Here is a 24,373-nt window from a genome sequence, read left to right as displayed (position 1 = left end):
GTGGATTAAAAGTTCATGTTTAAGCCTAAGTACAGATTGCGCTGAATGGGATAAGCCGCACCATTGCCGCTGCCCAGTTCAGGATCCCAGTATTTGAACTTACTCCAGGTAAGCAAATTGAAGCCGCTTACATATACACGGAACGTGTTGATCCTGGCTCTTTGTGTCAGGTTTTTGGGCAGTGTGTAGCCCAGTTCGGCAGTCTTCAGGCGCAGGTACGACGCTTCGCGCTGCCACCACGTTGAGGGCTGTGTATTGTTGGAATTGAGGCCCATCGACAGCCGCGGAAACAGTACATTCTGGCTTGGGTTATCAACCGTCCAGCGGTCCAGTGCATACTTGCTTACGCTGCCGCGGAAACCGGCTTCGCGGAAAGGATAAAAGCCAATGCCCCCGAGCATAAAATCCATGTTATCGCCACCCTGGAAAAACAGCGAAAGATCAAAGCCGCGGTAGCCAATGGTGGTACCAAAGCCATAGATCACTTCGGGTGTGGATGGGTTGCCAATAGCCACCTGGTCGTTGTTGTCGATTTTGCCATCGCCATTGATATCGGTGTATTTGATATCGCCGGGACGTACGGGGCCAAACGAATGTGTGGGCGATTTGGCAATATCCGCTGCATCTACAAACAAACCTTCCGCTACGAGGCCAAAGGGTTGGTTCAGTCTTTTGCCTTCGCGGTTGAGGTAAGGATACATCCAGTCGGGCTGGTTCATTTCAATCAGGTTGTTGCGGGCATAGGTGTAATTGCCGCGCAGCGTCAGGTCTATCTTGCCCAGCTTTTTGCGGTATTCCAGGGTTCCGTCCACACCCCTGTTTTTAAACTCGCCCAGGTTGCCAAACGGGTTGTTTTGCAAACCCATCAGCGCTGGCAGATCGTTGCGCTGCACATAAATGCCCTGGCGGTGGCGATTGAAGAAATCGGCCTGCAGGTAAAATCCTTTCAGGAAACGAATTTCAAACCCAAGATTCAGTTCCCGCTCTACTTCCCAGGTAAGGTCGGCGCCCCACTGGTCTTCGCCACGTGAGCCAATGTCGTTGTTGCCATCTAACCCAAATGGATAACCGCCGTTGCCGTTTCCTACAGTGGTGAGGTAAGCAAATCGGCGACCGCCAATCTGGTCGTTGCCTTTTTCACCAAACGAGCCGCGCAGTTTCAGGTATTCAATGGCCTTGATATTTTTTTCAAAAAACGCCTCTTCCGATACTACCCATCCGCCGGCAACTGCAGGGAAAAAGCCAAAGCGTTTTCCTTTTTTAAAGTTCTCCGAACCGTTGTAGCCGGCGCTTACTTCAAGAAAATATTTGTTGCGGTAAGCATAGGTAGCCCTACTAACGAGACCCTGTAACCGAAAAGGCAACGAAGCAATAGCAGCATTGGCTTCGCCATCCTGGTAATCCTGCTCGTTGTACAGCAGCAGGCCACCAACTGTATGATCGCCAAAAGTGCGGTTGTAGTTCAGGTCGGCCTGCAGGTACATGCGTCGGTTACCACCCGATTGGCGTGCAAAGCCCAGGTCTTTTTGTCCTTCCAGCCAGCGGTTCAGCAGCAGTTCTCCGGTGTTGGGGTCGCGGCCGGTGGCGATCCAGCGGTCGGCCACGCGGGTTCTTTGTATAAAATGGCGGTTGTATCCATCAAATGCAAATTTGCCCTGTATGCGCAGGCCTTTTACCAAATCCGACAGGTCGCGTTTGAGGGTAATGTCCGACTGGATGGTATTGCGCCACTCCGTTGCAAAGCCACGACCGGTAAGCAGTTCGTACGGGTTTTCCACACCGTTAATACCGCCATACACAATGCCGTTGCCCTGCGGATTGGGATAATATGGAGCATAACCCACCGGCGTAGCATACATCATACCGCCACCATTGCCACCGTTGGGGCCACCCTGCCAGATTGCCGGCGCACCAGTACCGGGATAGTTGCCGGTCACCAAAATGCCGCCAATGCCCAGGCTCAGCTCGGTACGCTTACTGAGGTTGATATCGGTATTTGCACGGAAATTATAACGCTTCAAACCCGCATTGGTATTGTAAGTATTCAGGTTATCGCCTTTCCAAATGCCGTCTTCGGAATAGTAGCTGGCCGATACAAAGTAGCGGGCTACATCGCCACCGCCGGCAATGTTCAGGTTGGCGCGGCTTCGGTTGGAGTAGTCCTTCATCATCAGGTCGATCCAATCCACGTTGGGATATAGCAAGGGGTCTTCGCCGGAGGCATATTTTGCAATGATCTCAGGCGTGTAAGGCGTTACAAAATTGGGGTTGGAAGCTAGTTGTGCTTCGTTGTACAGGTTGAGGTAGGTAGGTGCATCCACAAACTCGGGCACACGGGTAGGTGCCGAAATGCCCCGCTCAATTTTAAAGCTGATGTTGGGTTTTTCCCGGGCACCCCGCCGTGTTGTAACCAGTATTACGCCGTTGGCACCACGGATGCCATAGATGGCTGTTGCGGCAGCATCTTTCAACACTGAAAAAGATTCGATCTCTTCCGGCTCGATGTTGTTCAGCGGACGCTCCACACCATCAACCAGCACCAATGGATTGGCACCGGCGCCAAATGTGCTCACGCCCCTGATCCAGAATTGTGCATCATCATAACCGGGCTCGCCGCTGCGCTGCACCGAAATAACACCGGCCACTTTACCGGCCAGTGCGTTGTTGAGCGAACGGGGTGCAGCGCTTTTTACATCGGCTACTTTTACCGTAGAAATGGCGCCAACTACGCTGCCTTTGCGCTGCGTGCCATAGCCCACCACTACCACGTCGGCCATTTGGTTATTGGCTTCAGCCAATTTTACCGAAATACTGGCCTGACCATTTACGGGCACCTCTTGCGGCGTGTAGCCCACAATGCTGATCACCAGCACGGCCCGCGATGAATTTGTAGTCAGTTGAAATGATCCGTTGTCGGCGGTGGTGGTGCCGTTATTGGTGCCTTTTTCCAACACGCTTACGCCGGACAGCGGCTTGCCTGCAGCATCGGTAACCACGCCCCGCACATCATGTGCATCGTTGCCAGCATCGCCGGAAACCACTACGAGGTTGGAGCTCATGACCCGGAAAGAAAGAGTGGTATTGTTCAACAGCTTTTTCATCACTGCATCCAACCCTTCTTCTTTTACTTTAATGTTGATTTTGTGCTGTGGCAGCAAATCATCGTTGTATACAAAACGGAACACCGTTTCTTTTTCAATTGCCTTGAACACCTTTTTCAACGACGTGTTTTCCAGGTTCAGCGTGATGCGCTCCTGGGCCCGTCCGTCGTTTGCTATGGTTTGCAGTGAAAAAAAGCAAATCAGCAAGATCGTCAGTTTCATTACCAGCAGAAATTTGGTGATGGTGGCATAAGAAGGCATAGCCCTCCCATATCCCTCATTTTTCATAATTTAGAATTGAAATGTTAGAGGATGAATTAATTACTCGTGCAGAGTTCTGTTCAGATTTTAACAGCGGAGAATGTTGGCGCATTCTCCGTTTTTTTACGGCTAGGTTGGCTTGTGTTGGTGCATGGCAATCGTTTTAGTGGTGCAATCGTTTGTTACCAGATGGTCACGGTTTCGTCGGTGATTTTGAAATGAAAGCTCCGGCTTACCTGCAGTGCTTCCAGCACGCTGCGCAGGCTTTTGTGTTCAAATTCGCCGGTAAACCGCAAACCTTTCAGGTCTTCGTTTTTGATTTCAAATACTACGTTGTACCAGCGCTCCATTTTAAGCGCTGCGGTTTCAAATGGCTCGTTGTCAAACGCCAGCTTGTTGTCCACCCAGGAGGCTTCGGTGCTGATGCTGTCGTTGGTGAGGAAGTTTATTTTTTTCAAGGTAAACAAGGGCAATTCTTCGTTGCTGCTTGTTACCTTTCTATTAGTTGTGTTGTTTGTTGCTGGCGGCTCCTGTGCTTTCGCCACTACCAACTTATCGTGTGGCTTCAGGTAAATTTTCTGCGCCGGGTCCGATTTCAGTGTTACTTCAATAGAGCCGTGTATCAGCGAAGTTTCAATGGTATTTTCGTCGGCATAAGAACGAATATTGAATGCCGTTCCAAGCACTTTTACTTCCATCCCACCGGTATGGATAATAAAGGGGCGCTTTTTGTCTTTAGCCACATCGAAATAGGCTTCGCCTGTGAGCACCACTTCGCGGGTTTGCCGGCCAAAATCACCTTCATAGGTAAGCTTGCTGTCGGCATTGAGCCAAACGGTGGTACCATCAGGCAGTGTTATGTGCGACTTGGAACCTTTGCGGGTAACCACTTCGTTGCGGTTATGCCCATCGGTGCCGGTATTGTTTTGAGTATACCAAAAAATCGAAACGCCGAGCAGCGCTACCACGCATGCTGCGGCCACCCAATAACCTATTTTCCGGATGCTGCGGTTAGGCGGTTCCGTTATAGCCTCTTCTTCCAACAGTTGTTTGCTTTGCTCCAGTTCGCCTTCAATTTGGAGCCGCACGGCATGTGCCGCAAAGGCCTGCTCCGCTGCCAGTTCCTCCTGCTCGGTAGTTTCGGTTTTTGGGGCAAAAAGGGCATCGTATAATTGGCGCAGTTCCTCATCGGATTGGAGCAGCCCGGCCAGATGTTCCTTCTCAGACGCCGTGGCCTCGCCATTAAGAACCTTTCCCACCAAGTAGTAAAAAACTTCCGACATAATGTGCAGTAGCTAATAAAGACAGGACAAATGGCCAAACTCCCCAATGGGTTTGCCATTATTTTTAAAAATAAAATTTTGCTGCTTGTGCTGGAGGGGGGTAATGCCGGAAAAAGGAAGGCTGAGTGGGGTGTTAGATAGAAAAATGATTGTGCTTTGCTGGAATTTTATGTCTAGTCAGGTGAAAGAGAAAGCTTATTTCGCATTTATGATACAAACTCAATTTTTGGTAATAGATGGCGGTCATCTTTCGGAAAAACCTCTTTCAAGCTCAGTTCTTCGCCCCTGCTAAGGCGAGCAACTTTTCCTTCAACTTTATTCTTAACTCCGCATTGTTGTCGAAATAGTAATTGTCTAAACTGTCAAACAGCCCATTTGCTTGGTCAAGCCGATTTGCTTTAGCATTGAGAAAAGCCAAAACATACTCCGGATGTGGATTATGAAATTTGTAATGTTTCCCATCGGCTACTTGCCGCTCCGCTATGCTTACCAACTCTGATATTGACGATGCTGTATTAAACCAGTTTACAATGCTTGATTCATATCGGCTAAAAAGTGTGGCAATGGATTTCCTTGCGTTGTAAGCACCAAAATGAGTGGTTATACCGCCAGCAAGTTCTTTGCCCAAAAATGAACTCCTGTATTCATCTGTCCATTCAAAAAGATGATGCACATAATTTTTCGCTGATTTATGATAAACGATTTTTCCATTTGAAACTATTGGCAAAAAGTCAAGGTTTACGCCCCAAGTAAATGTTGCTTGTCCTCCCTTTAAAAGCGAATAAGAAAACCCTCGCCTGATATGATCAACAGTGGAATCATACCATAGATAGTTTGCTTGCCTGGTCAACCCAAGCTGTCCAAGTTTTGGAGAAAGTACCTCGCCAAGAATCTGTTGCAAGGTTGCAGCATCAATAAGCGAGTTGTCCATCTTGCGGAAAATATTGAACATGTTTTAATCGAAATGGCGCTCAAAAGCAGAATCGCTTAGTCGCTTTTAAAGATGCAGTTTTATTCAAAGGAAATGTTGGAGAAAGTTGCTTGGCAAAAAGCTTGTTTATCTATTAAAATGAAATACTTAAAATCCAACTGATTTTTTCAAGAACAAAAAATCCTGCAACGTTTTTCAACGATAAAACTCCTACTCTTTTCTACAACGCTTGCACACCTTGTTGCAACACTGGCATCACCAGGAAAAACTCGGCTCCTTTCCCCGGCTGGCTTAACGCAGTAATTGCGCCGTGGTGGTTTTCGGCAATGCGTTTGCAAATGGCCAGCCCAATACCGGTGCCGCCATACTGCGCACCATGCAGCCGCTGGAATATTTCAAAAGCCTTACCCGTATAAGCGGGGTCGAAGCCAATACCATCGTCTTCTACTTTCAGCAAAAAAAGCGGCTGGCGTGCCTGTTCGTTGTTGCCATCCAGTAGTGATTGCGTAAATGCAGGAAACAAGCGTTCACGGTTGAGTTGCTGGGCCGTCAGCAACCTGCCTTCAATAACAATGCGCGGCGGCATACCGGGTTTTGCAAACTTGATGGCATTGGTCAATAGGTTTTGTAGCAACTGGCCAATTTGGCTGGGAATCGCTTCCACTTGCGGCAGCTCGTTCCATGAAATGCGGGCACCGGTCTGGCCAATCAAAACCTCCATGTCAATCAGCACTTGTTGCAACAGCTCCATCATATTTACCCGCACAAAACCCTTTGCTTGTTCGCGAATGCTGGAGAATTGCAGAATGTCCTCAATAAGCGTTTGCATGCGTGCAGTGGATTGTACAATCTTGCCCACATAGCCCTGTTCCCGTTCGTCGAGGTGGTCTTTGCCTTGCTGCTGCAGCAGGGATGCAAAGGTCAATATTTTGCGCAGCGGCTCTTTTAAATCGTGGCTGGCAACATAAGCAAAACGCTGTAGCTCCTGGTTGGTGGCTTCCAGTGCATAAGTTTTTTCCACCAGTTCCTGCTGTGCCTTTTGCTGCTCGGTTACATCCTGTGCAGTGCCCAGCAAACCGGTTAAATTCCCGTCAGCATCCACCAACACTTCGCCTTTCGAAAATAGAATTTTCTCAGTACCATCTTCCAGCAAAATGCGGTGATACATACCGGCATATTGCTTTTTTGCCAAAGCCTCTTCCACCGATTTATTTACCCGCTGCCGGTCGGCGGGGTGAATGTGCTGGAGGTATTGTTTGTAATTGATGGGCGTGCCGATAGGCAACCCGAAAATCTGGTACAGCTTTGCCGACCAGATCACCTGGTCGCGGGCCATGTCCCAATGCCAGTGACCGAGGTTGGCAATATCCTGCGCTACAAGCAACTGCTGGTTGGCAATGCGCAGTTCCTGTTCCGCCTTTTCCCGTTCGGCTACTTCGTGCTCCAATTCTTCATTGGTTTTAAGCGTCATGGCCTCGGGCATTATCTTGATCATATAAAAAACGGTGGCCCAGCTAACAGCGCCGGTAATGAACCGGACCAATGCATTTAGCCGGTAGGCCGGAAACCAAAAAGTAATGGCATCGAGTAAATGCGTGGAGCCACAGGCAAGGATAAACGCGGCAAAAAGAAAATAAGCCCTGATGAACCGGGCTTTTGCTTTGCGGGTAATGAATTTGAGGATAATAAGGGGTATGGCAAAATATGCCGACCAGATGAGCAGATCGCTGATGATGTACAACCAGCCGTGAAATTCCGTCCATTTGCCACAATGCCACCGCGGCGGCCAGTCGGAAGTATCCAGCAGCTTGCTAAAAAAGTCAAGAACATCGTTCATAAGCAATTCAGGACTATTGGGGCAGAAACAATTGTTCAGACGGAAAGCTACTACACCGATCACATTAGAAAATCAACCCAATAAAAAAATCACCGCCAAACCCGTTTGGCGGCCGTAGCCTGTTGCCGGGTTTAGCGGTGATTTGTGCCGCACCTTATAAAACGATGCAATAAAATTATGAATTCGCTGCCGCCAGTTTTTGCACACAACGCTGCAGGCTTTGGCGCCAGGGCTGCAGTGGCAGCCCAAATGTTTGCTGGATCTTGGTTTTATCCATTACCGAGTAAGCAGGCCTTTTTGCCGGTGTGGGATACTGCTCGGTAGTAAGCGGTTGCACAGTGCAGTTAGAGCCAATCATTTCGCGGATGGCTTCGGCAAATTCAAACCAGGTAATTACACCATCGTTGCTGAAATGATAAATGCCCGGCACCCAGTTGCCACCATCAATGATGTGCATGATGGCTGCGGCCAGGTCGGCGGCATAGGTAGGCGAACCATACTGGTCGGCCACTACACCCACTTCGGCACGGCTGCCCATCAGCCGCATCATTGTTTTTACAAAATTGCCTCCAAACTCGGAGTACACCCAGGATGTGCGGATGATGATGCTGTCGACATTTGCTTCCTGCACCGCAGCCTCGCCGCTTTGCTTGGTTTTACCGTATGCATTTAACGGGTCAACAGGATCGTTTTCGCGGTACGGGCTGGTGCCATTACCATCAAAAACATAATCGGTAGAAACATGTACAAACCGGGCGCCGACCTGGCGACAAGCCGCAGCTAAAATGCCGGCACCGTCGCTGTTGATTGCCATCGCTGTTTCCAAATCCGTTTCTGCACGATCAACCGCCGTGTACGCTGCGCAATTGATCACAAACTGTGCGTTGCTTTTAGCAATCGCATCTGCCACAGCCGATGCATCTGTAATATCCAGGGTGTTGCGGTCGGTAAAGATAAATTGGTGCGCCGCTGCAGTTTTTGCAAGCTCCTGCAATTCGCTGCCCAATTGGCCGTCGGCACCTGTAACCAGAATATTCATGGTGATTAAAAAGTAAAGTTGTGATGTGCTTCAGACAAAACGGGCAATAGCAGGTCTTTATCGGAAACGATTGCATTTGCAGTTGGAACCCACCAATCAATTCCAAGCGCCGGGTCGTCGAAACGAATGCCGCCTTCGCTTTCTTTATTATAATACTGATCGCATTTGTACGACACAACTGCTGTTTCGCTCAGTACAGAAAAGCCATGTGAAAAGCCGGCAGGCAGGTACAATTGCTTGCAATTTTCATCGGACAATTCAATGGCGAAATGCTGCCCAAACGTTGGCGAACCTTCGCGGATATCAACGGCTACATCAAGTATCGTTCCTTGCAACACACGCACCAGTTTGGCCTGGGCAAAAGGATGGCGCTGGTAATGCAATCCACGGATCACGCCATAAGTTGACCGGGATTGATTGTCCTGCACAAAGTCGGCAGTGATGCCGTTCTCAACAAACGGTTTGCGGTTATACGACTCAAAAAAATATCCCCGGCTGTCCTGAAACAATTTTGGTGTAACAATGACCAGCCCGGGGATAGCACAAGTTTCAAATAACATAAAATTTCTTAGAAGCTCCAGTATTGCCTGCTGGTGATGCTACCACGGTAGGTACCTTTCAAATCGGCAACCAGGGCATTGGGTTTAGTGATGGACGCAAAATAAGCATCATCCAGCAAAGCATAAGGCTCGTGGCAAACCGTTACAATCACTGCATCGTAATCCTTGCCTGTTTCTTTTGCCAAACCAAAACCGTACTCATGCTGCAGTTCATCACTATCTGCATGCGGGTCCACCACATCTACATTCAGGAAAAAGTCCTGCAGTTCACGCACCACATCGGCAACCTTTGAGTTGCGGATGTCCGATACATTTTCCTTGAACGTTGCACCCATCACCAGCACTTTAGCGCTTTTTACATCATCCACATTTCTGATCACATGCTGCACCACCTTGCGGGCAAGGTACAGCGGCATGTTGTCATTGATGTAGCGGCCGGCAAGAATGACACGGGAGTTGTAGCCCAGCTCACTTGCTTTGTAGGTAAGGTAGTATGGATCCACACCGATGCAATGACCTCCTACAAGACCTGGGAAGAACTTCAGGAAGTTCCATTTGGTACCCGCAGCTTCCAGTACTTCAAAGGTGTTGATGCCCATACGATCAAAGATGATCGAAAGCTCATTCATCAGGGCAATGTTCAGGTCGCGCTGTGTGTTTTCGATGATCTTTGCAGCCTCTGCTACTTTGATGCTCGAAGCACGGTGCACACCGGCAGTAACCACCAGTTCATACACTTTAGCAATGGTTTCCAAAGATTCGGCATCACATCCCGACACTACTTTTACAATGGTAGCCAGCGTGTGTTGTTTATCGCCTGGGTTGATGCGCTCAGGCGAATAGCCCAACTTGAACCCTTCACCCATTGTAAGGCCCGAAAGCCTTTCAATAACGGGCAAACAATCTTCTTCAGTGCAGCCGGGATATACGGTAGATTCAAACACCACGTAGTCGCCCTGCTTCACCACTTTGCCGATGGTTTCACTAGCCCTTTTTACCGGGGTGAGATCGGGCACATTGTGGTGGTCTACGGGTGTGGGTACCGCTACAATGTAAAATGTGGCCTCACGCAGCACGTCCAGCGAGTTGGTGAAGGTAATATCGCAGCCTTCAAAAGCTTCCCGCTCTAGTTCGTTCGAGGGATCTATTCCCTGCTTCATCAGCTCAATGCGTTGGGCATTGATATCAAAACCAATTACCGAAATCTTTTTGGCAAACTCCAGTGCTATGGGCAGGCCTACATAGCCTAAACCAATCACTGCAAGCTTTTGCTTTTTTTCCACCAACTGCTGGTACATGTGCTTGAATCCTATTGTTTAATTTTTAAAATTTATTTCTGACTGACAAATTCCTTTGGTTGCTTGCTCCACTCTTCAGATGGCAGTGATTTGAAATATTCATACGTTTTTTTCAAACCTTCTGCACGGCCAACTTTGGGTTCCCATCCAAGAATTTCCCTTGCTTTAGTGATGTCCGGCTTCCGCTGCTTCGGGTCATCGGCAGGCAGCGGCTTGTACGCAATTTTTACCGTGTTGCCGGTCAATTGCAATACTTCTTCTGCAAATTCCTTCAACGAAATTTCGCTAGGGTTACCAATGTTTACCGGCATTGAATAATCGCTTAACAGTAACCGGTAGATGCCTTCAACCAGGTCATCAACATAGCAGAATGCGCGGGTTTGCGATCCATCACCAAAAACAGTTAGGTCTTCACCACGAAGTGCTTGTCCGACAAACGCCGGCAGTGCACGGCCGTCATTGAGGCGCATACGCGGCCCGTAGGTATTGAAGATGCGGATAATGCGGGTTTCTACACCATGAAAATTGTGGTATGCCATGGTGATGGATTCCAGGTAGCGCTTGGCTTCGTCGTACACACCACGCGGACCTACCGGGTTTACATTGCCCCAGTATTCCTCAGTCTGCGGATGCACCAGCGGATCGCCATACACCTCCGAAGTAGAAGCCACTAAAATGCGGGCACCTTTTGCTTTTGCCAAACCCAAACAATTATGCGTTCCCATAGCACCCACTTTCAGGGTTTGGATGGGAATTTTTAGGTAATCGATGGGGCTTGCAGGCGAAGCAAAATGCAGGATGTAATCGAGCTTGCCCGGAACATGAATAAACTTAGTAACGTCGTGGTGGTAAAATTCAAACTCCTTGAGCGGAAACAAGTGCTCAATGTTGCGCAGGTCGCCGGTAATGAGGTTATCCATGGCCACCACCTGGTAGCCTTCTTTTATAAACCGGTCGCACAGGTGCGAACCCAGGAAACCCGCGCCGCCGGTAATCAATATTCTTTTTGCCATTACACTATTTTAGGGAGTTGGATTAAAGGGCGGCCAATGCTTTCGTAATGGAAACCTTTTTCGAACATGGCAGGCACTTCAAAGAGGTTGCGGCCATCGAAGATCACCGGCTCTTTTAATGTAGCTAACACCTTGTCGAAATCCGGTGTGCGGAACTCGTTCCACTCCGTTGCAATGATCAGCGCATCCGCGCCTTCCAACGCATCGTATTGTGTTTCGGCAAAATTGATTTTATCACCAACAATGGCTTTTACATTAGGCATGGCCTCCGGGTCAAAAGCAGAAACGGTGGCACCAGCCGCCAGCAAACTGTTGATGATCTCCAGCGCCGGCGCTTCGCGAATGTCGTCGGTATTGGGTTTGAACGCAAGACCCCACACAGCAAAATGTTTACCCTGCAGATTGCCTTCGTAATGGTTGTTGATGCGGGAAACCAGGTGTTTTTTCTGCGTTTCATTTACATCCATAACGGCATTCAAAATCTTGAATTCGTAAGACACCTCATTGGAAGAATGAACCAGCGCCTGTACATCTTTGGGGAAACAGCTACCGCCATAGCCGATGCCGGGAAACAGGAAGCGTTTGCCAATACGGTCGTCCGAGCCAATACCGCGGCGCACCATATCCACATCAGCACCCAGGCGTTCGCAGAGTTGCGCAATTTCGTTCATGAACGAAATCTTGGTGGCCAAAAATGAGTTGGCAGCGTATTTGGTCAGTTCGGCCGAACGTTCATCCATAAAGATGATGGGATTACCCTGGCGAACGTAAGGACCATACAATTCGGTGAGCAGTTTTTTGGCTCGTTCCGAAGTAGTGCCAATCACCACGCGATCGGGTTTCATAAAGTCGTCAACGGCCACACCTTCACGCAAAAATTCGGGGTTGGAAACCACGTCGAACTCGCCTGCATAGTTTTTAGCAATAGCTGCATGTACTTTTTCCGCAGTACCTACGGGCACAGTGCTTTTGTCGATGATTACTTTGTAATCAGTTAGGATCTTTCCCAAATGCTCGGCTACGCCCAAAACATATTTCAGGTCGGCAGAGCCATCTTCACCCGGAGGTGTGGGTAGTGCCAAAAATATAATGGCGGCATCTTTAATGCCTTCTTCCAGATCGGTGGTAAAAAAAAGGCGCTCTTCCTTTAGGTTGCGCTCAAATAGTTTTTCCAGTCCCGGCTCGTAAATGGTTACCTGACCATTTTTCAGCTTATTAACTTTACGTTCGTCGATGTCTACGCAGGTAACTACGTTACCGGTTTCGGCTAAGCAGGTGCCTGTTACAAGACCTACATAGCCTGTGCCTACAACAGTAATTTTCATGTTGGTTTATTTGGTTACGAAAGATAAAATGCGGGACGTAATGTGGTGCAGTTGTTCCGGTTCCATTTCAGTATGGATGGGCAGCGATATTACCCTTTCGGTTAGCCAGTCAGTTACGGGTAGCTCTGTAGCTGCAGCATTGAAGCTGGCAAACATTTTTTGTCGGTGGGCTGGTACAGGGTAATATATCATCGACGGCACGTTTTCCGACGCAAGATAAGCATGGAGCGCATCCCGGTCAATACCGTCTAAAACTAAAGTATATTGATGAAATACATGCCGCGAAGCAGGGCTTCGGAACGGCGTATTGATGCCGGGAACATCTTTAAATGCCGCATCGTAGTGGTCGGCAACGGCGCGGCGGGCATCGATGTATGCATCAAGGTGTTTGAGCTTTATTTCCAAAACAGCCGCCTGAATGGTATCGAGCCGGCTGTTGCAGCCTACCAGGTCGTGGTAATACCGAACACTTTGGCCGTGGTTGGCCACCATGCGCAAAGTATTGGCCAAGGCTTCATCCTGCGTGGAAATGGCACCGCCATCGCCATAGCAGCCCAGGTTTTTTGATGGGAAAAAAGAAGTAGTACCAATGGTACCGATGGCGCCAGTTTTCTTTGTGGTGCCGTCGCTAAAATATACATCGCAGCCAATTGCCTGCGCGTTGTCTTCAATTACAAACAGGTTGTGGCGCTGCGCAATTTCCATGATGCGCTCCATATCCGCCGCCTGCCCGTATAGGTGCACCGGCACAATGGCTTTGGTGCGGGGCGTAATGGCTTTTTCAATTGCTTCAGGATCGATGCAAAAAGTTTTTGGATCTACATCCACAAATACCGGCGTCAGGCGCAGCAGCGCAATTACTTCGGTAGTTGCTATATAAGTAAATGAAGGGGTAATCACTTCGTCGCCGGGCTGCAGGCCCAGGGCCATCATCGCTATTTGCAGGGCATCGGTGCCGTTGGCGCAGGGAACCACATGCGCTGAACCCTGGTATGTTCCCAAAGCGGATGCAAAGCGGCCAACATGCGGACCATTGATAAATGCGCTGCTTTCCAAAACCCCTAAAACTGCAGCATCCACTTCTTCTTTGATATGGTGGTACTGGGTTTTCAAATCCACCATCTGTATTGCCCGCATCTTGATATATTAAATTTAAAAGTGGCGCAAAAATAGGGAAATATGGTTTGGTAAGGCCCCGCGCTTACATTTGCCGCTTACAAACTTAATAGCTGATTGGTAGTTCTGTACAACCTTTTTATACTGATTTTACGCCTGGGCATGCGCCTTGTAGCTTTAGGCAACCCAAAGGCAAAAGCCGGTCTGCGCGGCCGCAAGGATGTTTTTCCCAAACTGGCTGGATTCAATCCGGAAGGCAAACCGGTGGTGTGGGTGCACAGTGCTTCCACCGGCGAATTTGAGCAGGCAAAACCCCTTATCGAAGCCATCCGGCAGGCCTATCCCGGCCACTTGGTGCTGGGCACTTTTTTTTCTCCTTCCGGCTATGACGCCGCCAAAAATTATCCGGGTCTCGATGTGCGTTGCTACTTGCCTTTTGATACTGCGGTAAATGCAAAAAAAATCGTGGCGGCAGTTCGTCCTTCGCTGGTTGTTTTTTCGAAATATGATTTTTGGTACCACCACCTTAGAGCCGTCAACAAAGCCGGCGTGCCGCTGTTGCTGATCTCCGCTATTTTCCGGCCGGGACAATCTTTTTTCCAATGGTATGGTGGTTTCCAGCGCATTATGCTGCGGCGGTTCCGGCATTTGTTTGTCCAAGACCAGACCTCCATCGACCTGCTGCACAGCCGCGGCATCAAGAAATGCAGCATCAGCGGCGACACTCGTTTCGACCGCGTTTTGTCCATCCGGCAAAATGGTACACCCATTCCATTGGTGGCGCAGTTTGTGGGCGATAGCCCCGTGCTGGTGGCGGGCAGCACCTGGCCCGGCGACGAGCAGCTGTTGCAGCAAATGCATTTTGACATAAAAATGATCATTGCACCACACGAGATCAATGACGGCCATATTGCGGCGCTGCAACAAGCATTTCCCAAAAACGTGCTGCATTCCGAAGCGGCAGCTAATCCCTTTTTACTAAAAGACGCACAGGTACTTATTATTAATAACATTGGCATGCTATCGCGGCTGTACCAATACGCCACGTTAACCTATGTGGGCGGCGGTTTTATACCCAGCGGCATTCACAACACGCTGGAAGCAGCCGTTTGGGGCAAGCCGGTCATTTTTGGGCCCACCCACGAAAAATTTAGAGAGGCACAAGGGTTAATCGATGCCGGTGCTGGTTTTAGTATGGCCAATGCATCGGAGCTGCAACAAACCATGGAACGGCTGCTGCACAACAAAGCCGCCCTGGAGGCGGCTTCGGTTGCTGCGGAGCAATATGTTCGGGAAAATGGCGGCGCCACGGAGCGCATCATGCGCTATATTCAGGAAAACCGCCTTCTTACCAACTGATAAAAATGTTTTACGGTGGGGCTCTGGTCCAGCCAGCCCAGTTTTACTTTTAATTCGCGGTTGATCCAGTATTCGGCTTCGGGGAAAATATGGAACGAGTTGATGGTTTTGATGCTGCGTTCATACATCGCTTCATCGCCGCGGAACAGTTCGTTTACAAACAAAAACTTATCATTTACCCCAACGGCCTTCCGCAAGTCCTTGATGGGCGTGTCTTTCAGCACATGGGCAAGTTCGGTGCGTTCCTGCTTCAGGCGGTCGTTGAGCGACTCCTGCGGTCCGCTGATCAGTTCATGTATTTCTTTGGGTGCCTGCTTGGGCTCCTGCTGCTGCAGTGTGGGCGCTTCGTCGGCCAAATCAAAATGGGCGCCAAACAGGTTGGCCTGTGGTGCCGGCTGGGGCTCGGGTTGCGGTTCGGGCTGCGCAAATTTCTGCGCTTCGACTGCTTGGCCCATGCCGGGTTTTTGTAAAAAATAAGGCTCCCTTTTGGGTGCCGCCACTTCGGGCTCCGGTGCCGGCGCAGGCACTGCCGGAGGAGGCGGCGCAACGGCTTCTGCGGGCGGCGCTGGAGGTATTGCTGCTTCCACAATCGGCGCTGGCGTTGGTGCTGGTTCCGGCTCTTGAACTACAACAGGCGCAGCGGGTGCTGGTGCTGCAACCGGGGCAGGCGGCGGTGCAGCCGGCGGCACTACCACTGTTGGCCTGGGCGTTTCCTCGTAGGGGCTGCGCACCGCCACACGCGGCTTCGAAGGCATTACCACCGCCACTTTTTCATTCTTTGGAGCAGGCGTCTTTTGCGCGGCAAGCAGCAGTGCATCGTACAGTTGCTGCACGGTGGGTAGTAGTTGCATGGGCGCTTCCTGGCGCAGTCGCTGCTGATACAATTTGTCGATCAATTCCTGAACACGTTCCATTTTCCAGTACTTTTGGCGGCTGTTGTTTTGTAAAAATTATTTCGAAATGCCGGTGAACGCAACTGTGCGGCTACAGCTTTTATCAAGCTAAAAGTGCCAACGTTCCACACAGCAAAGATGCGGCTACTTGCTGGTTTTGCATTGCTGCAAAAGTGAAATTAAAATTATAAACACAGGCATTTTTCCATTACCAAAACCCGTACATTTTTTCTCATGTTCATCGAACCCAACCTGTCGGGCGAACGCAGGGGCTGGATTGAAGTTATTTGCGGCTCGATGTTTTCGGGAAAGACCGAAGAACTCATCCGCAGGCTGAAACGGGCACGCATTGCCAACCTCAAAGTAGAGATTTTTAAACCAGCCACTGATACCCGGTACGATGTGGTTAAAATTGTGTCGCACGACACCAATGCCATCCACTCCACTCCCGTTGACAACTCGCAAAAACTGCTGCTGCTGGCGCAGGATGTAGACGTGGTGGGCATTGACGAAGCACAATTCTTTGACGGGGAAATTGCTAATGTTTGCGATGAACTGGCGTTTCGCGGTGTGCGGGTAATTGTAGCCGGGCTCGATATGGATTTCCAGGGCAACCCGTTTGGACAAATGCCCAACCTGTTGGCCAAAGCTGATTTTATTACCAAGCTGCACGCCATTTGTGTGCAGTGCGGCAATATTGCCAATTACTCGTACCGCAAAATTCCGAACGAAGACCAGGTGATGCTGGGCGAAAAAGATGTATATGAACCACGGTGCCGCCGGTGTTATGTGCTGGATGGTAAACTGTAACCTCGGATTACGGGTCGGTCGGAATGAGCAGGATTGATTTTTTTATATTATTACCATCGCTCATCTACATCACCAGCATAAGCGGCTCATTAAAACATAGAAAGGCAACAGCGGCAGTTATTGATTAATTTTATAGCATGAAAGCTGTACGGAAAATTATTGAAAACGCACCGGGCACCATCTCCATTGATGTGCCGGATGAAATGCGGAACCAAAAGTTGGAAGTAATTCTTTTATCGGCAGATGAAAGCCAAGTGCAGCAAATTGATCCTATGGACAAGCCTGCTAAAAAGTATGACTTTTCAGATTTTTTTGGAAAATTGCAATGGCAGGGAGATGCAGTAGCCGAACAAAGAAGATTGCGCGATGAATGGGAATAAAATTTTTCTCGATACCAATGCATTGATTGCATACCTGCAGGGTAATCAAAACCTGTTTTCTATTTTTCGGGCCGCAACATGGGTTGGCACATCGGCCGTTTGCATCATTGAGTTTTTATCCTTCTCAAAATTGCCGGATGAAGATGAACGGTTGTTCAAAGCTTTCATCAGAGAAATGGAAATCATCAGCGTCCCAAATGATATTCAAGAACTGCAGCTTCTAGCAGATTTTAGAAAAAGTAATCAGCTAAAACTTCCCGACGCCATCATTGCAGCACAAGCCGCAGCTTCAGGTGCCACGCTTGTTTCGAACGATAAACATTTCAACAATATTCCGGGTTTAAACCTGCTTCAATTTTGAATTCACTCAAACAAATCTGGGCGCTGTTTCAAAAAGACCTGCTGCTGGAAATGCGGCAGTCGTATACATTTTATGGCATCCTGCTGTATGTGGGCGCCACCATTTTTGTGCTGTACATGGCCATTACCGAACCGGAGCACCGCGTATGGAACGGCCTGTTTTGGGTCATTCAATTATTTATTTGCATCAATGCCGTGGCCAAAAGTTTTTTGCAGGAAAGCCGCGGCCGCATGCTGTATTTCCAGTCGCTGGTAAGTGCGCAAAACTTTGTGCTGGCCAAGCTCCTGTTCAACACATTGCTGATGCTGTTGATGAGTGCCCTGAGCCTTTTCCTGTTCGTGCTGTTTTTTGGCAACCCGGTACTGCGCACCTTACCTTTTATCGGCATTGTGCTGCTGGGCGGCTGGAGCCTGAGCCTCGTGTTTTCTTTCCTGGCGGCCATTGCGGCCAAAGCGCAGCAAAACGCCGCCATCATGGCCATCTTGGGTTTCCCGCTCATCATCCCGCAACTGCTGATGCTGATGCAGGTATCCAATTCTTTTTTTACCAACGTACAGATACCGGTGGCCAACACGGTGCTGCTGCTGGCCCTCATCGATGTGTTTGTAATTGTGTTGTCGGCCATCCTGTTTCCATTTCTTTGGAAAGACTAACGGTGCACCATCCCGGCTTGGATTTTACCGAAACACCCACAACACCCTGCATCTAAAATTACCCGCACCCAATTGGATAGTATCTAATTCGGCTCCTTTATTTTAAACAGCAACCAACAAAAACGACAATTGGCGGAGGCTTATTTTTCTTAGCCTGCATTGCGCCGCCACACCCCTACGCAAACAATAAATCCTAAACTTCTTCCCGTATTTTTGCGCCACCTTTGCGGCAGCTGTCGCAAAATTTTGTATATGAAAAAATGGTGGTGGAAAATATTGTGCATTGCCTTGCTGGTGTATACTATACTGGCCGGCCTGCTGTGGAATAATGTGCCGCGGCTGCCCCAGCTGCAGGAAACCATTCGCAACCTTTACTTCCACGTATGTATGTGGTTTGCCATGATGGTGCTGTTTACCTGCTCGGTGGTGCATGCCGTAAAATACCTGCGCAACAACAACCTGCGCTCCGATATTCTTTCGCGGCAATATGCCGTGATGGGTATCGTGTTTGGCGTATTGGGTTATGCCACCGGCGCTATCTGGGCCACGTTTACCTGGGCCGATCCCAACCTGCCGGCATCCGAATCTTTTTCCGCCATTGCCCGCGATCCAAAGCTGATTGGTGCGGCCATTGCCCTGCTTATTTATGGCGCTTACCTGGTGCTGCGCGATTCGATCCAGGACATGGATAAAAAAGCCCGCATTGCCGCCGTATATAATGTATTTGCATTTGCGTTCCTGTTTCCGTCCATCTGGATCATTCCGCGGCTGCTGCCCTCGCTGCACCCCGGCGCCCCCGATGGTGAAGGTGGCAACCCGGCCCTCAACTTTAAGGACCTGGCGCCACAAATGCGTTTTGTGTTTTACCCCGCCATTGTGGGCTGGAGCCTGCTGGGCGTTTGGATCGCTACATTAAAAGTTCGGATGAACTTCATCAAAGAAAAAAACCTGCTTCATGAAGCATAAATGCTACGCTTTATTGTTCGCCGTTTTCTGCATGCTGCAAGCCATTGCGCAGCGCCCTTCCGCCACCGTAGAAATGGCTGACACACTTAGAAGCAATGGCAAAATATACGTGGTGGTGGCCGTGATCCTCACCATTTTTACCGGCATCATTTTGTACCTGGTGCGGCTCGACCGCAAATTGTCGCGGATTGAAAAAGATTCCATTAACCCATAGATCGAAAACGATTGCACATGGCACATACAGATTACAGTTTTTACGAAAGCGTTAACCAAAGTTTTGACAAGGCTGCAAAATTTACCAAATGGGATCCGGGTATCCTGGAGCAGATCAAAGCTTGTAACGCAGTGTACCGGATGAAGTTTCCGGTAAAAATGGACGACGGGCATATTGAAGTTATTGAGGCTTACCGGGTGCAGCATTCGCAGCACAAATCGCCCTGTAAAGGCGGTATCCGCTTTGCGGCCGAGGTAAACCAGGACGAGGTAATGGCACTGGCCGCGCTGATGACCTACAAATGCGCCATTGTAAACGTTCCGTTTGGTGGCGGTAAAGGCGGTATCAAAATCAACCCCAAAAAATATTCGGTATACGAGCTGGAAAAAGTTACCCGCCGCTATACTTCGGAGCTGGTGAAGAAAAACTTTATTGGCCCCGGCACCGACGTGCCTGCGCCTGACTACGGCACCGGCGAACGTGAAATGGCCTGGATTGTGGACACCTACCAAACCCTGCGCCCCGGCGAGCTGGACGCTGCAGGTTGCGTTACAGGCAAGCCCGTAACACAAGGCGGTGTCCGTGGCCGCCGCGAAGCCACCGGCCTTGGCGTGTTTTACGGTCTGCGTGAAGTATGCAACATGCCCGATGTAATGCAGAAGCTCGGACTGTCTACCGGTGTGGAAGGCAAGCGGGTGATCATTCAAGGCCTGGGAAATGTGGGCTACCACACGGCAAAATATTTTTACGAGGCAGGTGCTAAAATTGTTGCCCTTGCCGAGTACGAAGGCGCCATCTGGAACGATGCAGGACTGGATTACGAAGCTGTATTTCAGCACCGCAAAACCACCGGTTCGATCCTGAACTTTCCCGGTGCGCAGAATTTTGCCAAAAACACCGATGCACTGGAATACGATTGCGACATCCTGGTGCCCGCAGCGCTGGAAAACGTAATCAATGGCGAAAATGCCGGCCGCGTGAAAGCAAAGATCATTGGCGAAGCGGCCAACGGACCACTGACGCCTGAAGCTGACGAAATTTTAACGCAAAAAGGCACGCTGGTGGTACCCGATATGTACCTCAACGCCGGCGGTGTAACCGTATCGTATTTTGAATGGCTGAAGAACCTGAGCCACGTACGCTATGGCCGCATGGAAAAGCGTTTTACCGAGAACTTGAACACCCACATCCTGGCGCAGATCGAAGAATTGTCGGGTAAAAAAGTGGTGGAAAAAGAACGGGAGTTCATCATGCACGGCCCCGATGAAGTGGACCTGGTGTACAGTGGCCTGGAAGAAACCATGATCACCGCTACCCGCGAAATTATGGACACCTGGAAAGCCAACCCGCAACTGCCCGACATGCGTACGGCAGCGTTTGTGGTGGCCATCAACAAGGTTGCTACTTCTTACGCCGAGCTGGGTATTTTCCCATAAATTTTGGCGCTATATTTTTTTGCAAAATGCCCTGCCTTGTGCGGGGCATTTTTAATTAAACTTCAGTTCGCGGATGCGGGCTTTTACTACTTGCGTGTTGGGCGTGGTTACGTAAATAATTTTTCCGCTGGGGCAGGTGCAGGCCAAACAGGACGCTTCCAAAGCTGTTTTCTTTATGTTGACCGACGATACCGGCACACCGGCAGAATCGAGGTAGCGCCGAACATTTTGCGCCGTAACATTGTCGTCTGTGCTGGCGGGCCAGGGATCGGCGCACTGCGTTTGTGCATAAGCGTAAGTAACCAGGTCAGCACTTAGCTGCTTATTTTCCAGCAAAACCGAGCGGTTTTTATTACAGGCAAATGCGGCGAAGATTACAAAAAAGGTGAGCAGTACTTTGGTGGTTTGCATGGTTATTTTTTGTTACCTGACCGGTGCCGGTTAAAAACCGTTGCAGCGGTATTAAAAAAAAATGTGCTGCATGGAGCAAATTGAAACGGCACGGGTGATACAACTATGGAGCGTTGTCGCGCTTTTTGTTAAACCAAAGGCGCATCTAAGCGGTTTTCTTATTTTTACACCCTTGCGCTTGCCGTACGAAACCAACTGAATCCGGTACCCCGATAAGTGAACAAACGCTTATCCTAAATACAACATTGATGACGGCAGAACACCAGCGCCTTGCGGCAAATGCAACGAAACTTGTTCCACTGGAACAATGGGGCCCATATTTAAGCGAACGCCAATGGGGCACGGTTCGCGAAGACTATGGCCCTTACGGCGACGCCTGGAATTATTTTCCTTTTGATCATGCACATTGCCGCGCCTACAAATGGGGCGAGGACGGCCTGGCCGGCATATCCGATGTGCAGCAAAATATTTGCTTTGCGGTGGCCCTTTGGAACGGCAAAGATCCCATTTTAAAAGAACGCCTGTTTGGGCTGAAAAACGGCGAAGGCAACCACGGCGAGGATGTGAAAGAATTGTACTATTACCTCGACAACCTGCCTACGCATTATTACATGGAGTACCTGTACAAGTACCCGCAACAGGCATTCCCGTACGACTTATTGCGCAGCGAAAACCGCAAGCGTACCCGCCAAGATGTGGAGTACGAAATACTGGACACCGGCGTGTTCAACAACAACCAATACTTTGATGTGCTGGTAACTTATGCAAAGCGCAACAGCACCGATATTTTTATAAAAATTGATGTCACCAACCGCTACACCAAATCGGCTGATATAACGGTGCTGCCTACCCTATGGTTTTATAATCGCTACTCGAACCAGCGGCTGGAAACACAACCACTCATTTCGGCGGTGGACCGCACCTCGGTAGTGGCGGAGCATGGCCGCCTGGGCACGTATCATTTTTATTTTCAGCCGCCCACCGATGCACTGTTTACCAACAACGTAACCAACAAGGAAATTGTGCAGGGCCTGCCCAACGACGACATTTTTGTAAAAGATGCTTTTCACCAGGCCATTATCAACGGCGCCAATGTAAGCGACCTGCGCCGCAAAGGCTCGGGCACCAAGTTTTCGCCGGTGTATAAACTAAAAGTGGGCGGTGGCGAAACAAAAACCATTTACTGCCGTCTTTCCAGTGAAGAACATAGCCAGCCTTTTGCGCCGGGTTTCGAATACCTCTTTACCATGCGCAAAGAAGAAGCTGACGAATATTATGCAGCCATTATGCCGAAAGGTATGAGCCGCGATATGGCCGACATACAACGCCAGGCCATTGCCGGATTGCTGTGGAGCAAGCAATATTATCATTACGATGTGGAGCGCTGGCTGAGCACATCCGATGGCATTTCGGCAGTGAACCCAGGCAAGCAAAACGGCCGCAACCACGAGTGGAGCCACCTGAAAAACCAGGACGTGATCCTGATGCCGGACAAATGGGAATATCCCTGGTATGCCGCGTGGGACCTGGCGTTCCAGTGCATCAGCATGGCCGCCGCCGACCCTACATTTGCGAAGCACCAGTTGCTACTGCTGATGCGGGAATGGTATATGAAACCCGATGGGCAACTGCCGGCATACGAATGGAATTTTGGCGATGTAAACCCGCCGGTGCATGCATGGGCTGCGATGCAGGTGTATGAAATTGAGAAAAAACAAAAAGGCGGTACCGGCGATATACAGTTTTTGAAAAAAGCATTTCAAAAACTGCTGATCAATTTCACGTGGTGGACTAACCGAAAAGACAAGAACGGCAACAACATTTTTGAAGGCGGCTTTTTGGGCCTTGATAATATTGGCGTGTTCAACCGCAGTTATCACTTCATTAACGAGGTGCAACTGGAGCAGGCCGACGGCACCAGTTGGATGGGCACTTATGCACTGGACATGATGGATATGGCACTGGAAATTGCCGTGCACGACCCCTCTTTTGAAGATACCGCCACCAAGTTTTTTGAGCACTTCGTACTCATTGCCGAAGCACTGAACGAACACCACCTGTGGAACGAAGAAGATAAGTTTTACTACGATGTGCTGGTGCGTACCGGCAACGATCCATTGCCCCTGCGCATTAAATCGATTGTTGGTTTAACGCCGCTTTTTGCTGTATCCAAACTCGACCACCGCAAACTGGAAAAGCTGCGCGATTTTAATAAACGCTACAAGTGGTTTGAAAAATACCGCAAGCGCAACGGCAAGTTTTGGCCCAACGAGCAAAAAGATGATGGCACCACGCTCCTTTCATTGGTGCCCAAAGACAAACTAGTACACCTGCTGCAGCGGCTAGTGGATGAAGCCGAGTTCCTTTCGCCAGGCGGCATTCGTGCTCTTTCCAAATACCACGAAGAGCATCCGTATTCGGTAACACTTGATGGCAATTACTACACCATCCGCTACGATCCGGGCGACAGCACTTCGGATATTTTTGGCGGCAACTCCAACTGGCGCGGCCCGGTGTGGATGCCCATCAACTACCTGATCATTCAATCGATCCGTAGCTATGGCGAATTTTATGGCGATACACTGTTGCTTGAATTTCCAACCCGCTCGGGCCGCAAACTAAACCTTTGCCAGATTGCCGATGAACTAACGGCAAGGGTAATCTCGCTGTTTCAAAAAGACAGCAAGGGGGCCCGCCGCTACAATGCCGAATACAACTGGTTTTACCAGCAGCCGGGCAATGAACACCTGATGCTTTTTTACGAATATTTCAACGGCGACAGCGGCCGCGGCTTGGGTGCTGCGCACCAAACTGGCTGGACAGCACTAGTAGCCGAACTGATCTCCGAACTGGGCAACAAGCCCGAAGGCTGTGCACCGTTTTTGCAAAATGAATCAACGGCAACTGTGCCAACAGGCCAGGTATCTTAATCAAAAAAACACCGGGTAATTGCCCGGTGTTTTTTATGCTCATCATTCCTTGCTCATTTATACATTGTCTGGTGATGTCCCTTACAAAGGAAGTACTTCTGCCTCTGTCATAAGCTGTCATGCTGAACTTGTTTCAGCATCCCCTTCTGTTTTGAAAACATCTTTAAAAGAAGGAGATGCCGACATGCGTCGGCAT

General features: G+C 49.6%; 21 protein-coding genes. 9 read left to right on the top strand and 12 right to left on the bottom strand.

Annotated features, from left to right (window positions below; all coding sequences use genetic code 11):
* Positions 1-5: 5 nt before the first annotated feature.
* The 10 genes from DRJ53_RS07435 to DRJ53_RS07390 form a co-directional block, all read right to left on the bottom strand.
* Complete coding sequence (locus tag DRJ53_RS07435; protein WP_114234976.1) at positions 6-3,389, bottom strand: SusC/RagA family TonB-linked outer membrane protein; 3,384 nt, start codon at positions 3,387-3,389, stop codon at positions 6-8.
* A gap of 155 nt (positions 3,390-3,544) precedes the next feature.
* Positions 3,545-4,645 (bottom strand): FecR family protein, encoded by a 1,101-nt coding sequence (locus DRJ53_RS07430; protein WP_114234975.1) that lies wholly within the window; start codon positions 4,643-4,645, stop codon positions 3,545-3,547.
* Positions 4,646-4,916: 271 nt separating this feature from the next.
* Positions 4,917-5,597, bottom strand: a complete 681-nt coding sequence (locus DRJ53_RS07425; protein ID WP_114234974.1) for a hypothetical protein — start codon at positions 5,595-5,597, stop codon at positions 4,917-4,919.
* Positions 5,598-5,796: 199 nt separating this feature from the next.
* Positions 5,797-7,413, bottom strand: a complete 1,617-nt coding sequence (locus DRJ53_RS07420; RefSeq protein ID WP_114234973.1) for a sensor histidine kinase — start codon at positions 7,411-7,413, stop codon at positions 5,797-5,799.
* 175 nt (positions 7,414-7,588) lie between these two features.
* On the bottom strand, positions 7,589-8,452 hold the full coding sequence (gene rfbD, locus DRJ53_RS07415; protein WP_114234972.1) for a dTDP-4-dehydrorhamnose reductase: 864 nt from the start codon (positions 8,450-8,452) through the stop codon (positions 7,589-7,591).
* A gap of 5 nt (positions 8,453-8,457) precedes the next feature.
* Positions 8,458-9,012, bottom strand: coding sequence for a dTDP-4-dehydrorhamnose 3,5-epimerase (gene rfbC, locus DRJ53_RS07410; RefSeq protein WP_114234971.1), 555 nt, complete (start codon positions 9,010-9,012; stop codon positions 8,458-8,460).
* An 8-nt stretch (positions 9,013-9,020) separates the two neighbouring features.
* Complete coding sequence (locus DRJ53_RS07405; protein WP_114234970.1) at positions 9,021-10,310, bottom strand: nucleotide sugar dehydrogenase; 1,290 nt, start codon at positions 10,308-10,310, stop codon at positions 9,021-9,023.
* A 32-nt stretch (positions 10,311-10,342) separates the two neighbouring features.
* A complete protein-coding gene (locus tag DRJ53_RS07400; RefSeq protein WP_114234969.1) occupies positions 10,343-11,323 on the bottom strand; it encodes a UDP-glucuronic acid decarboxylase family protein in 981 nt (326 codons plus the stop codon).
* Positions 11,323-12,648: a UDP-glucose dehydrogenase family protein gene (locus tag DRJ53_RS07395; protein ID WP_114234968.1), complete on the bottom strand. Its 1,326-nt coding sequence runs from the start codon at positions 12,646-12,648 to the stop codon at positions 11,323-11,325. The genes DRJ53_RS07400 and DRJ53_RS07395 overlap by 1 nt, the downstream gene beginning before the upstream one ends.
* A gap of 6 nt (positions 12,649-12,654) precedes the next feature.
* Positions 12,655-13,785 carry a DegT/DnrJ/EryC1/StrS family aminotransferase gene (locus DRJ53_RS07390; protein WP_114234967.1) on the bottom strand — a complete coding sequence of 377 codons (1,131 nt, stop codon included), beginning with the start codon at positions 13,783-13,785 and terminating at the stop codon, positions 12,655-12,657.
* Positions 13,786-13,926: 141 nt separating this feature from the next.
* Here DRJ53_RS07390 and DRJ53_RS07385 point away from each other — a divergent pair, with 141 nt between their 5' ends.
* Positions 13,927-15,123, top strand: a complete 1,197-nt coding sequence (locus DRJ53_RS07385; RefSeq protein WP_123893423.1) for a 3-deoxy-D-manno-octulosonic acid transferase — start codon at positions 13,927-13,929, stop codon at positions 15,121-15,123.
* Here DRJ53_RS07385 and DRJ53_RS07380 read toward each other — a convergent pair.
* Positions 15,096-16,037 (bottom strand): hypothetical protein, encoded by a 942-nt coding sequence (locus DRJ53_RS07380; protein WP_114234965.1) that lies wholly within the window; start codon positions 16,035-16,037, stop codon positions 15,096-15,098. The genes DRJ53_RS07385 and DRJ53_RS07380 overlap by 28 nt on opposite strands.
* A gap of 213 nt (positions 16,038-16,250) precedes the next feature.
* On the opposite strand from DRJ53_RS07380, the gene DRJ53_RS07375 reads away from it, so the two are divergent.
* The 7 genes from DRJ53_RS07375 (at position 16,251) to DRJ53_RS07345 (ending at position 20,836) form a co-directional block, all read left to right on the top strand.
* The gene (locus tag DRJ53_RS07375) at positions 16,251-16,826 is read left to right on the top strand and encodes a thymidine kinase (RefSeq protein ID WP_114234964.1); all 576 of its coding nucleotides are present in this window, start codon (positions 16,251-16,253) and stop codon (positions 16,824-16,826) included.
* A 137-nt stretch (positions 16,827-16,963) separates the two neighbouring features.
* Positions 16,964-17,206 (top strand): hypothetical protein, encoded by a 243-nt coding sequence (locus DRJ53_RS07370; RefSeq protein WP_114234963.1) that lies wholly within the window; start codon positions 16,964-16,966, stop codon positions 17,204-17,206.
* Complete coding sequence (locus DRJ53_RS07365) at positions 17,193-17,567, top strand: PIN domain-containing protein (RefSeq protein WP_114234962.1); 375 nt, start codon at positions 17,193-17,195, stop codon at positions 17,565-17,567. Before DRJ53_RS07370 ends, DRJ53_RS07365 begins: the two co-directional genes overlap by 14 nt.
* Positions 17,564-18,220 (top strand): heme exporter protein CcmB, encoded by a 657-nt coding sequence (locus tag DRJ53_RS07360; RefSeq protein WP_114234961.1) that lies wholly within the window; start codon positions 17,564-17,566, stop codon positions 18,218-18,220. Before DRJ53_RS07365 ends, DRJ53_RS07360 begins: the two co-directional genes overlap by 4 nt.
* A gap of 252 nt (positions 18,221-18,472) precedes the next feature.
* Positions 18,473-19,186, top strand: coding sequence for a cytochrome c biogenesis protein CcsA (gene ccsA / locus DRJ53_RS07355; RefSeq protein WP_114234960.1), 714 nt, complete (start codon positions 18,473-18,475; stop codon positions 19,184-19,186).
* Positions 19,176-19,400, top strand: a complete 225-nt coding sequence (locus DRJ53_RS07350) for a CcmD family protein (protein WP_114234959.1) — start codon at positions 19,176-19,178, stop codon at positions 19,398-19,400. The genes ccsA and DRJ53_RS07350 overlap by 11 nt, the downstream gene beginning before the upstream one ends.
* A 17-nt stretch (positions 19,401-19,417) precedes the next feature.
* Positions 19,418-20,836: a Glu/Leu/Phe/Val family dehydrogenase gene (locus DRJ53_RS07345; protein WP_114234958.1), complete on the top strand. Its 1,419-nt coding sequence runs from the start codon at positions 19,418-19,420 to the stop codon at positions 20,834-20,836.
* A gap of 51 nt (positions 20,837-20,887) precedes the next feature.
* Here DRJ53_RS07345 and DRJ53_RS07340 read toward each other — a convergent pair whose 3' ends face one another.
* Entirely contained in the window at positions 20,888-21,247 is a 360-nt protein-coding gene (locus tag DRJ53_RS07340) for a hypothetical protein (RefSeq protein WP_114234957.1), read from the bottom strand.
* A 248-nt stretch (positions 21,248-21,495) separates the two neighbouring features.
* On the opposite strand from DRJ53_RS07340, the gene DRJ53_RS07335 reads away from it, so the two are divergent.
* Positions 21,496-24,177, top strand: coding sequence for an MGH1-like glycoside hydrolase domain-containing protein (locus DRJ53_RS07335; protein WP_241558487.1), 2,682 nt, complete (start codon positions 21,496-21,498; stop codon positions 24,175-24,177).
* Positions 24,178-24,373: the final 196 nt, after the last annotated feature.

It is taken from the genome of Paracnuella aquatica, assembly GCF_003332885.2.
GTDB lineage: Bacteria > Bacteroidota > Bacteroidia > Chitinophagales > Chitinophagaceae > Flavisolibacter > Flavisolibacter aquaticus.
This window is presented reverse-complemented; position numbering and strand designations above follow the sequence as displayed.

Bases quoted from the DNA above. Each gene is read 5' to 3' on its own strand.
- DRJ53_RS07430 (WP_114234975.1), bottom strand. From the start codon at position 4,645: ATGTCGGAAGTTTTTTACTACTTGGTGGGAAAGGTTCTTAATGGCGAG.
- DRJ53_RS07395 (WP_114234968.1), bottom strand. From the start codon at position 12,648: ATGAAAATTACTGTTGTAGGCACAGGCTATGTAGGTCTTGTAACAGGC.
- ccsA (WP_114234960.1), top strand. From the start codon at position 18,473: ATGAAAAAATGGTGGTGGAAAATATTGTGCATTGCCTTGCTGGTGTAT.
- DRJ53_RS07425 (WP_114234974.1), bottom strand. From the start codon at position 5,597: ATGTTCAATATTTTCCGCAAGATGGACAACTCGCTTATTGATGCTGCA.
- DRJ53_RS07350 (WP_114234959.1), top strand. From the start codon at position 19,176: ATGAAGCATAAATGCTACGCTTTATTGTTCGCCGTTTTCTGCATGCTG.
- DRJ53_RS07380 (WP_114234965.1), bottom strand. From the start codon at position 16,037: ATGGAACGTGTTCAGGAATTGATCGACAAATTGTATCAGCAGCGACTG.
- DRJ53_RS07385 (WP_123893423.1), top strand. From the start codon at position 13,927: ATGCGCCTTGTAGCTTTAGGCAACCCAAAGGCAAAAGCCGGTCTGCGC.
- DRJ53_RS07335 (WP_241558487.1), top strand. From the start codon at position 21,496: ATGACGGCAGAACACCAGCGCCTTGCGGCAAATGCAACGAAACTTGTT.
- DRJ53_RS07375 (WP_114234964.1), top strand. From the start codon at position 16,251: ATGTTCATCGAACCCAACCTGTCGGGCGAACGCAGGGGCTGGATTGAA.
- DRJ53_RS07340 (WP_114234957.1), bottom strand. From the start codon at position 21,247: ATGCAAACCACCAAAGTACTGCTCACCTTTTTTGTAATCTTCGCCGCA.
- DRJ53_RS07420 (WP_114234973.1), bottom strand. From the start codon at position 7,413: ATGAACGATGTTCTTGACTTTTTTAGCAAGCTGCTGGATACTTCCGAC.
- DRJ53_RS07400 (WP_114234969.1), bottom strand. From the start codon at position 11,323: ATGGCAAAAAGAATATTGATTACCGGCGGCGCGGGTTTCCTGGGTTCG.
- DRJ53_RS07405 (WP_114234970.1), bottom strand. From the start codon at position 10,310: ATGTACCAGCAGTTGGTGGAAAAAAAGCAAAAGCTTGCAGTGATTGGT.
- DRJ53_RS07435 (WP_114234976.1), bottom strand. From the start codon at position 3,389: ATGAAAAATGAGGGATATGGGAGGGCTATGCCTTCTTATGCCACCATC.
- rfbC (WP_114234971.1), bottom strand. From the start codon at position 9,012: ATGTTATTTGAAACTTGTGCTATCCCCGGGCTGGTCATTGTTACACCA.
- rfbD (WP_114234972.1), bottom strand. From the start codon at position 8,452: ATGAATATTCTGGTTACAGGTGCCGACGGCCAATTGGGCAGCGAATTG.
- DRJ53_RS07345 (WP_114234958.1), top strand. From the start codon at position 19,418: ATGGCACATACAGATTACAGTTTTTACGAAAGCGTTAACCAAAGTTTT.
- DRJ53_RS07365 (WP_114234962.1), top strand. From the start codon at position 17,193: ATGAATGGGAATAAAATTTTTCTCGATACCAATGCATTGATTGCATAC.
- DRJ53_RS07390 (WP_114234967.1), bottom strand. From the start codon at position 13,785: ATGCGGGCAATACAGATGGTGGATTTGAAAACCCAGTACCACCATATC.
- DRJ53_RS07370 (WP_114234963.1), top strand. From the start codon at position 16,964: ATGAAAGCTGTACGGAAAATTATTGAAAACGCACCGGGCACCATCTCC.